This window comes from Algibacter sp. (genome assembly GCF_049667265.1).
In the GTDB taxonomy this organism is placed as follows: Bacteria; Bacteroidota; Bacteroidia; order Flavobacteriales; family Flavobacteriaceae; genus Algibacter_B.
In genome coordinates, this window is record NZ_JBATHX010000117.1 from 1 (window position 1) to 1537 (window position 1537).

Sequence of the window (1537 nt, forward strand, 5' to 3'; positions counted from 1 at the left end):
CTCTTACTCCTATTAACAATGGGTCTTCCCATCCTCTGGAGTAGGTTTCGCTGTATGCACCAATTAAAGGCAACACCATATTTTCAGAAAGCGTAAAATCCAAATCACCTGCTGATAATTGCCCGTCATTTTCTTCTAATTTATCGCTACAGGATATTGTAGAGAAAAACACTACTAACGACATGGCTAGTAGATTTAGGAATTGATTTATATTATTTTTCATATTGCTCATTTTTTATATTTTTATATTAACACCAATAGTATAAATTGCTGGAACAGGATATGTTTGTCTATCAATTCCATCAGAAACTTCCGGATTAAATCCGTTATACTTAAAAGAAGTATATGGGCGTTCTGCTGTAAATGTTAATTTTGTTTCAGGCATATTTTTTCCTAATAAAGCTCCGGAAGGAATTGTATATGCCAATTGCACATTTTGAATACGGAAAAAAGATCCATCTTCTATGAAAAAACTGCTCATTTTTTGATTCCATAATTTTCTTCTTCCTGCTGATGATGGGTAGGAATTACTAGTCCCTTCTCCATGCCATCTATTAATTGCTAAATCGGCATCCATATTGGTATCGTTTGTAAATAAAACTTCCCCGCGTTTACGATTCAGAATCTCATTTCCTGTTTGACCGAATAATGCCATTGAAAAATCGAAATTCTTATAGGAAACTTGAAGATTTCCACCATAACTGAATGACGGCAGATACGACCCTAAAACAACTCTATCATCGGCATCAATATCGTCATCACCATCTTGGTCTTTAAATATTAAATCGCCAGGAACTAAGCTGTTTGCTACAGCAATAGGATCTGCAGCAACTTCTGCAGCATTTTGATAAACACCTACTACTTCCCATCCAAAAAATGCTTCAATAGGCTCTCCTACCATCGTTCTTTGGCGAAACTCTGCACTACCAGTATCAAAATAGCCAGAAGCACTATTTATTTTAGTGACTTCATTATTTAGTGTTGCAATATTTCCACCTACAGAAAAACTCCAATTATCATTAATGGTTTGGCTCCAGTTGGCAGAAATTTCTAATCCTTTATTTCTCATTTCACCAACATTCTCTAAAATAGTATTACTAACTATTGGTTGATCAACTGGGATTACTAATTTTTTTGTATCTCTAATATAGTAATCTGCTTCAAGCGATAATTTACTTTTAAATAATCTTGCACTAATACCCACATTTGTCTCTTCCAAAATTTCACGCTCTAAATTGGTGAAATTACTTGAGCTTATAATACCATTTGTTTGCACATCACCAATATCTGTAGTTACTTGAGATACTGTTCTGGTTCCGGCACTACCACCTAAATTACCGTTTGCTAATTGCCCCCAACTGCCTCGAAGTTTTAAGAAATCGAAAACACCGTTATCTTGCATAAAATCTTCTTCAGAAATTACCCAACCCAAACCAAGTGCAGGCGTAGTAACCCAAATTTCTTTAGGGAATTTTGCATTTCCCTCGCGCCGAACAGTTGCATTAAGTAGGTATTTGTTTTTATAACTATACTCTAA

1 protein-coding gene and 1 pseudogene are annotated in these 1537 nt (G+C 35.1%); both read right to left on the reverse strand.

Annotated features, from left to right (window positions below; genetic code table 11):
• Positions 1-223 (reverse strand): annotated as a pseudogene (locus WBN21_RS04135) (RagB/SusD family nutrient uptake outer membrane protein); the annotation flags it as partial.
• Between the two features lie 12 nt (positions 224-235).
• The coding region (locus WBN21_RS04140) for a TonB-dependent receptor domain-containing protein (protein ID WP_424198028.1) at positions 236-1537 on the reverse strand (1302 nt) is incomplete at its 5' end.